The organism is Lentzea sp. NPDC054927, from assembly GCF_053610285.1.
This window is the reverse complement of the sequence record NZ_JBSGXZ010000090.1, coordinates 1-7,587: the sequence shown is the minus strand read 5'-3', so window position 1 is coordinate 7,587 and position 7,587 is coordinate 1. Positions and strand designations below refer to the sequence as shown.

The 7,587-nt window shown below is 68.7% G+C and carries 6 protein-coding genes; 4 read left to right on the top strand and 2 right to left on the bottom strand.

Annotated features, from left to right (window positions below):
* Window positions 1-141 precede the first annotated feature (141 nt).
* Window positions 142-3,342, bottom strand: a complete 3,201-nt coding sequence (locus ACWGE0_RS45475; RefSeq protein ID WP_452267064.1) for a glycosyltransferase — start codon at window positions 3,340-3,342, stop codon at window positions 142-144.
* A 39-nt stretch (window positions 3,343-3,381) separates the two neighbouring features.
* Complete coding sequence (locus ACWGE0_RS45470) at window positions 3,382-3,687, bottom strand: WhiB family transcriptional regulator (RefSeq protein WP_051784712.1); 306 nt, start codon at window positions 3,685-3,687, stop codon at window positions 3,382-3,384.
* A gap of 245 nt (window positions 3,688-3,932) precedes the next feature.
* Between ACWGE0_RS45470 and ACWGE0_RS45465 the strand changes: the two genes are divergently transcribed.
* Genes ACWGE0_RS45465 through ACWGE0_RS45450 form a run of 4 tightly spaced genes read left to right on the top strand, consistent with a single transcriptional unit; the run spans window position 3,933 to window position 7,514 of the window.
* Window positions 3,933-4,688: a site-2 protease family protein gene (locus tag ACWGE0_RS45465; protein ID WP_452267063.1), complete on the top strand. Its 756-nt coding sequence runs from the start codon at window positions 3,933-3,935 to the stop codon at window positions 4,686-4,688.
* A gap of 33 nt (window positions 4,689-4,721) precedes the next feature.
* Window positions 4,722-5,675 (top strand): 2-phospho-L-lactate transferase, encoded by a 954-nt coding sequence (gene cofD / locus ACWGE0_RS45460; protein WP_452267062.1) that lies wholly within the window; start codon window positions 4,722-4,724, stop codon window positions 5,673-5,675.
* Window positions 5,668-6,990: a coenzyme F420-0:L-glutamate ligase gene (locus ACWGE0_RS45455; protein ID WP_452267061.1), complete on the top strand. Its 1,323-nt coding sequence runs from the start codon at window positions 5,668-5,670 to the stop codon at window positions 6,988-6,990. Before cofD ends, ACWGE0_RS45455 begins: the two co-directional genes overlap by 8 nt.
* A complete protein-coding gene (locus ACWGE0_RS45450) occupies window positions 6,987-7,514 on the top strand; it encodes an NUDIX hydrolase (RefSeq protein ID WP_030473320.1) in 528 nt (175 codons plus the stop codon). The genes ACWGE0_RS45455 and ACWGE0_RS45450 overlap by 4 nt, the downstream gene beginning before the upstream one ends.
* The last annotated feature ends 73 nt before the right edge of the window (window positions 7,515-7,587 follow it).

Sequence of the window (7,587 nt, the reverse complement as noted above, 5' to 3'; positions counted from 1 at the left end):
ACGTAACTCCGCCCAACGCAACAGGCGTGCCATCAACCCGCGAGTGGCGCGGACCCCCTGATCAGATTGGCAGGGGGTCTGGGGGACGGAGTCCCCCAGGGGAAGCACGCAACCCAAACTCGCCGCCCGCAACCCAACCCCCTACGGACCAGGCGAACGCCGCCGACTAGGCACAGCAGTCAACAACGTGAACAACCCCGCAGCCCCCTGAGCCAACAACAAAAAATCCCTCAAAGTCGAACCCATCTCCACCCGAACCTCAGCCCCACCAGACGGCAACGGCACCCCGACCAAATGCCCCCAAGCCCGAACCACCGGCACCCGAACCCCATCCACCGAAACCGTCCACCCAGGCTCGTCCTCAGCGGCAAGAACGAGCACCCGCCCCTCCCCACCAGCCGAAACCTTCACCGCAACATCCGGCAGCGAAAGATTCACCGGCGAAACCCCAGCCGCCGCCAACTCAGCCGGAGGCTCCCCACCAGTACGAGCCCGCCGAGCCAAGTCAGGCCCCAACAACACCCCGGTATCCGCAGCCAACCGCAACCGCAGAACCGGCCGCCCATCCGAAGCCGCCGGCGCCACGGAAACCAGTTCCCCAGCAGCCGACCGAATCCGCCCAGCCACCTCCTCCGACGGCAACACCACGAACGACACCCCGGACGTAGCCGCCTGAGCCAACGTCGTCTTCACCACCACAGGCGCCCCTTCGAGCAACGACGTGTTCCACCGCCGAAGCCGAGCAGGCGACGACACGGTGGGCACCAGATCGTCATCCCCAAAAGCAGGCATCCGCCCAGCCACCTGCCGAACCGGCACCCCAGAACCCGACACCCCGGAACCCGGCCCGCCAAGAATCAACACGGACCGCCCAGTCCGCCCCAACTCAGCCGTCAACGACTCCGACAACCGAACCCCACCGTCAGCCTTCAACGGCCCGGCTCGAAGATCCAAAAACCCAGCCACCCCGAGGCTGACCAGCGTCACAACCCCAACGACGTACACAGCCCGCCGAACCCGGACCTGCCCAGCCACCCCAGGCGCCACCCCGCGCTGACACCCGGCCAGCACCACGTACACCAGCCCCCACGCCAACAAAACCAACGGCGTCCCAGGCCAAGCCTTCACAGCAACCACCGCAGCCAACGAACCAATGGCCAGCACGATCACCAACAGCCCCGGCAACATCGCAGCGCTGGGCCGCAACACAGCAGCGGCAAACGCAGCGGCCACGAACACCGAGCACACGATCAGATTCGGCGGCGGCGACTCGAACGCCGCACCAAGACCGTTCAGCACCTTCTCCGGGTGCTGCAACAAAACCGCAGGCCAGGGCAACAAGAGCGCCATCGGCAACAACACGATGGCGAACAGAGCGGCGATCCGCCGTGCCCCGCCGGACACCGCGACGAACCCGGCCAACGCACCCACGATCGTCACAACGTGGGTCAACGGCGAGAAGGCGCCCAACACCGCAACGCCGATCGCGGTACCGGAAGCCATCGGCAGCCACGCGTGAGTCGAAGAAGCGCGCAACACCGCGTACACGCCGGCGAACACCACGGGCGTCACGACGTGGACGACGACGACGTCCAGACGTCCCTCAGCCACGGCAGTAGTAGCGACGGGCAGCAACCCGTAGAACGCGGCCACCACCGCGCGCACGGAACGCCGTACGCGCATGCCGCGTGACGCGATGTAGGCGGACAACGCTGCGAGGGGGATATCGCCGAGCAACAGCAAGGCGACGGCGAACGACGGACCACCGGGTATCAGCCCGAGAACGGCCAACGCAGCGGGAGCCGGAGCCGCGGTGCCGCCCGCCACCGGATGCCAGGACGCCAGATACGTCGACCAGACCGACCCGGCCGAGCCGACGGGAAGCAGCCGACCACCCGCGAGCGAAAGCCCCAAACGAGACCAGTTCGCCACCACCGCAACCACGGACAGCGACAACAACAGCAGCACCGGCGGCGCCAGCAGCAAGGACCGCAGCACCCGCGACTGGTCGACCTCGACGAACACCATGCCGGGCGAGGCACCGCGCGGGCCGGGCGAGGGACGCGGCTTCGGCGTAGGACGAAGCGCACCGGGCAGGGCGGCGTCGACGGGAACGACGACAGCGGGGCGGCGCAGACCCGCGACGCGCGGGCGGCCGCGGGAGGCGCCGGCGGGCAGGGCGGCGGGGCCGAACGCGCGGGAGTCCACTTCGGACGGTTCGAGCCACGTCGAACTGGCGTCGGTTGCGGGCAAACGACCCAGCGCGGCGTCGGCTTCCACGCGGCGGCGGATCAGGAACGTCGCGCCGGCGCGCAGTGCGTTGCGGAATCTGGTGAGTCTGCTGGTGAAGAGGCCGCGCACGACGGCGGAACCGCGGCGTGCCCGGCGGCCTTCGAACAGGCGGCCTCTGGTCAGGAGGTAGCGGGCGGCTCCCACTTCGGCGTGTGCGTCCGCGAAACGCCGGAGGAACAAGAAGCCCACGGCGCGCAGCAGCGACAGAAAGAGCAGCCGCGGAAGTCCGATGAGGAACGAGAAAGTTGAACAATTGACCAAGAATGTACGCATGCCGTGCGCGCGGTCGACGCCACGAAATGATGGACCCGGACGCGCCATGGCCGCGTCCAAACGACGCAGGCTTTTAGTCGCGGCGCGCGCATGACGCATGCGTGCGACCGGTACGCACAGGACCAAATGACCGCTGCGATTAGCGCGCCAGCCGAAGTCGACGTCGTCGCGCAGCAGCGGCATGGCCTCGTCGTAACCGCCCAGCGCGTGCCAGACCTCGCGCCGGATCAACGATCCCGCCGACGAGACGGCGAGGACCTCGGTGCTCTGCTGGAACGACGCGGAATGCTCCGCCGAGGACAAGCCAGTCTGTCGATGTCCTGAAGAATCCGTCGACAAACCCGCCTCGACGACCAGACGAGAATCCACCCAATCGAGGCACAGCGGACCCAGCACGGCAGCCGACGGCGACACCTCGGCCGCGGTCAGCAGGGCGGCCAGGCAGTCGGGTTCGGGCGCGCTGTCGTCGTGCAGCAACCACAGCCATTTGCCGGGATCGCCCCACCGTTCGACAGCGTGCTCGACGCCGAGCCGCACGGCAGTGCCGAAACCGGTGCCGCGGGGCACGGTGAGCACGCCGTCCAGCAGATCTCCGGCCTCTGCCAGCACCTTTGCCGTTCGGTCGGTTGATCCGGTGTCGACCGCGATCACGTGCCGAGGACGAATTCGCTGACGCCGCAAGGCGGACAGCGCCGTGCTGAGCCACTGGTCACCGTCGTGGCAGACCAGGACGCACAGCACCGGCGCGGTCCGGAGCCTCGGGTGAGGACTTGTCACGTCCTCAAGTTAAGGCAGAAAGATCACGCTTCTGTCCGACTAGACGGCTCGCTTCTTCAGTTTGCGACGCTCTCTCTCCGAGAGACCGCCCCAGATGCCGAAGCGTTCGTCGTGCTGGAGTGCGTACTCAAGGCACTCCGAACGCACCTCGCAGCCCAGGCAGATGCGCTTGGCCTCCCGCGTCGAACCACCCTTTTCGGGGAAGAACGCCTCGGGATCGGTCTGTGCGCAAAGCGCGCGCTCCTGCCAGTCCTGCTCGTCGGCAGGGTCGAACAGGTACGACAGCTCGCCCTGTACGACCGGCTGCGTGACGTGATCTTCTTCGAGCTCTTCGAATTCCTGCATTTCGTCCGCCTCCTCGCCTTCCGCTCTCCCCGGTTGGCGGACGCCAGTCGCCGTTCCCACAACGACGAATGACACCGATGTGATTACACCTGCGTCACAGCGGGCGGTCAAGCGGAGTCCACACGTCGGGGGATATTCGCGCGGATGGCCGCAAAAACCTTGACTGGCAGCACGGACAGTGATTCAGGTGTCGCAACGGGTCCCCGAACGGCCCACGACGCCAGCCGACACGCCACACTGGTGGGGTGAAGCGATCAGCGGTGCGCCCCAGTCCACTGTTCCTCGGCCTGCTCGCGGCAACAGCCGCGGGAGGGGCACTCACCCTGCTCGAAGGTGACGTCGCCATCATCTCGGGCACCATCCTCTTCGTACTCGCCGGGTGGGCGGTGACGCTGTGCCTGCACGAGTTCGGGCACGCCGCCGTCGCGTACAAGGGCGGCGATTTTTCGGTACGCGACAAGGGTTATCTGACCCTCGACATCCGCCGTTACACCGACCCGGTGCTGAGCATCGTGCTGCCGCTGGTGCTGCTCGCGTTCGGCGGAATCCCGCTGCCGGGCGGCGCCGTGTGGATCAATCATCACGCGCTGCGGTCGAAGAAGATCGAGTCGTTGGTCTCACTCGCCGGACCGGTCACGAACCTCGTCATCGGCGTGCTGCTGGCGTTGATCGTCACACTCTTCTCGCCGCCGGCCGCCCTCGCCGGCGCGATTTCGTACCTGGCTTTGTTGCAGGTGATCGCGTTCGTGCTGAACATCCTGCCGATTCCCGGTTTGGACGGCTGGGGTGTTTTGGAACCGTTCATGTCGCCCCAGGCGCAGCAGTTCGGCGCGAAGGCCCGGCCGTGGGCGCCGCTGATCCTGTTCGCCGTGCTGATCGGCTTCTCCGAGGTCAACAGGTTGTTCTTCCAGGCGGCGTCCTCGGTGTTCGAGCTCGTCGGAGGCGACACGAGCTCGGCAGGCGGCGGTGCCATCGCGTTCATGTTCTGGCGCTACCTGTAGGCCTACCGGGCCACTGTGGAAGCATGGGACGGCGTGAAGGTCGTAGCACTGGTCGGCGGGGTCGGCGGCGCGAAGTTCCTCCAGGGACTCAAAGCTCTCGGGGCAGATGTCACCGCGGTGGTCAACACCGGCGATGACGTGTGGATGCACGGACTGCGCATCACGCCCGACCTCGACACCTGCATGTACACGCTGGGTGGCGGCATCGACACCGAACGCGGCTGGGGCCGCGCGGGTGAGTCGTGGACCGTCAAGGAGGAGCTGGCCGCGTACGGCGCGGAGCCGTCGTGGTTCGGGCTCGGCGACCGCGACATGGCCACGCACCTGGTCCGCACCAGAATGCTGCGCGCCGGTTACCCGCTGTCGGCCGTCGCCGAGGCGCTGTGCGACCGCTGGAAGCCGGGCGTGCGGCTGTTGCCGATGTCCGACGACCGGGTGGAGACGCACGTCGTCGTCGAGCTGGACGGCGAAACGAAGGCGATCCACTTCCAGGAGTGGTGGGTCAAGCACCGGGCCGCGCTGCCCGCGCTGTCGTTCGCGTTCGTGGGCGCCGAGACCGCCACCGCCGGGCCCGGCGTGCTGGACGCGATCGCCGAGGCGGACGCGGTGATCCTGGCCCCGTCCAACCCCGTGGTCAGCATCGGCACGATCCTGAACATCCCCGGCGTGCGCGACGCGTTGCGCAAGACCGAGGCCGGCGTGGTCGGCCTGTCCCCCATCATCGGTGGGAAACCGTTGCGGGGCATGGCCGACGCTTGTCTGGACGCGATCGGCGTGGAGACCTCCGCCGAGGCCGTCGGACGGCTCTACGGCTCCCGCAAGTGCTCGGAGGACGGCATCCTGGACGCGTGGCTGGTGCACACCGGCGACCGTGCCGACGTGCCCGGTGTCGCGGTGCGCGCGGTTCCGCTGCTGATGTCCGATGTGGACGCCACGGCGCAGATGGCCCGTGCCGCGCTGGAGCTGGCCGGAGTCGAAGTTGACTGATCACGCCGCGGCGGCGCTGGAGCTGCTGCCGGTACCGGGCCTGCCGGAATTTCGCCCCGGCGACGATCTTGCCGCCGCGATCGCGAAGGCCGCACCCTGGCTGCGCGACGGCGACGTGCTGATCGTCACGTCCAAGATCCTGTCCAAAGTGGAGGGCAGGCTGGTTCGCGTGCCCTCCGATCCGGAGGAACGGGACCGGATCCGGCGCGAGCACGTCGACGCGGAGTCGGTGCGGGTGATCGCCCGCAAGATGCGCACGCTGATCACCGAGAACAAGCTCGGCATCGTGCAGGCCGCCTCCGGGGTCGACGCCTCGAACGTGGCCGGCGACGAGATCGCGCTGCTCCCGGTCGATCCGGACGGGTCAGCCGCGGCGTTGCGCGGCGCGTTGAAGGGGCTGCTCGGCGTCGAGGTCGCGGTGGTCGTCACGGACACGATGGGCCGCGCGTGGCGAATCGGGCAGACCGATGCCGCGATCGGTTCGTCCGGCATCCGCGTGCTGCACGACTACGCGGGCGCTGTCGACGAGCACGGCAACGAGCTCGCGGTGACGATGGTCGCGATCGCCGACGAGATCGCGTCGGCCGCGGACCTGGTGAAGGGCAAGCTCGGCGCGGTGCCGGTGGCGGTGCTGCGCGGGTTCGAGGTGGTCGACGACGGCTCCACGGCCCGCGACCTGGTGCGGCCGACCGAGGAGGACCTGTTCCGGCTCGGCACCGAGGAGGCGCTGGCCCAGGGCCGCGCCGAGGCCGTGCTGATGCGGAAGTCCGTGCGGTTCTACTCCTCCGAGCCCGTCGATCTCGCGGTGCTTCGGCGAGCTGTCGGGGCGGCGCTGACCGCGCCCGCGCCGCACCACACAAAGCCGCTGAGGTTCGTGCTGGTGCGGGAGAAGCGCGCGGAACTGCTGCGGGCGATGCGCGAGCAGTGGACGTCCGACCTGCGCGGCGACGGGTTCACCGAGGAGCAGATCGCGCGCCGGCTGCGGCGGGGCGACCTGCTGGTGGAGGCGCCGGAGATCGTGGTGCCGTTCCTGGTCCGCGACGGCTCGCACGCGTACCCCGACGACCGCCGCGCCGACGCCGAGAAGACGATGTTCACGGTCGCCGGCGGCGCCGCCGTGCAGGGCCTGCTGGTGGCGCTGGCCGCCGAGGGCCTCGGCTCGTGCTGGGTGTCGTCGACGATCTTCTGCGCGGACCTCGTGCGTTCCGTGCTGGGTGTACCTGAGGACTGGGAGCCGCTGGGCGCCGTGGCGGTCGGGCACCCGACCGAGCCGCTGACGCCGCGCGAGCCGCTGGAAGGGCTGATCGAGCTGTGACACTGCACGCCGACGCGGTCTCGACGCTGAGCCGTTTCACCGGACAGGACGCGCTGAAGGAGGCCTACCTGGGCTTCCTGGCGGCCCGTGAGGACGCCTGCCGGCGTTCCTGCGAGCCGGGGCACTTGACGGCCTCTGCGCTCGTTCTGGACGCCACTGCGGAGCACGCGTTGCTGACGCTGCACCCGCGCGTGGGCCGGTGGCTGCAGCTGGGCGGTCACTGCGAGCCTGAAGACGTGTCTTTGGCCGCTGCCGCGTTGCGTGAGGCGACCGAGGAGTCCGGGATGCGCGGGCTGCGCATCGAGCCGACGCCGATCCACCTCGACGTGCACCCGATCACGTGTTCGCTCGGGAAGCCGACGCGGCACTTCGACGTGCGGTTCCTGGTGCGGGCACCGGTTGGGGCGCAGCCGGTTCGGTCGGCCGAGTCCGTCGATCTGCAGTGGTGGCCGCTGGACTCGTTGCCGGACAACGTGGACGACCTGCACCCGTTGATCGAGTCGGCGCTGGCCCGCCTCCGCTAGCTGCTGATGGCGTCTGCAAGTACCACCAACTCAACATCAACAGGCCTGTAACCACATCCAACCTGTTCGGCGA

Coding starts and splice junctions, on each gene's coding strand:
- ACWGE0_RS45470 (WP_051784712.1), bottom strand. CDS start 3,687: ATGCAGGAATTCGAAGAGCTCGAAGAAGATCACGTCACGCAGCCGGTC.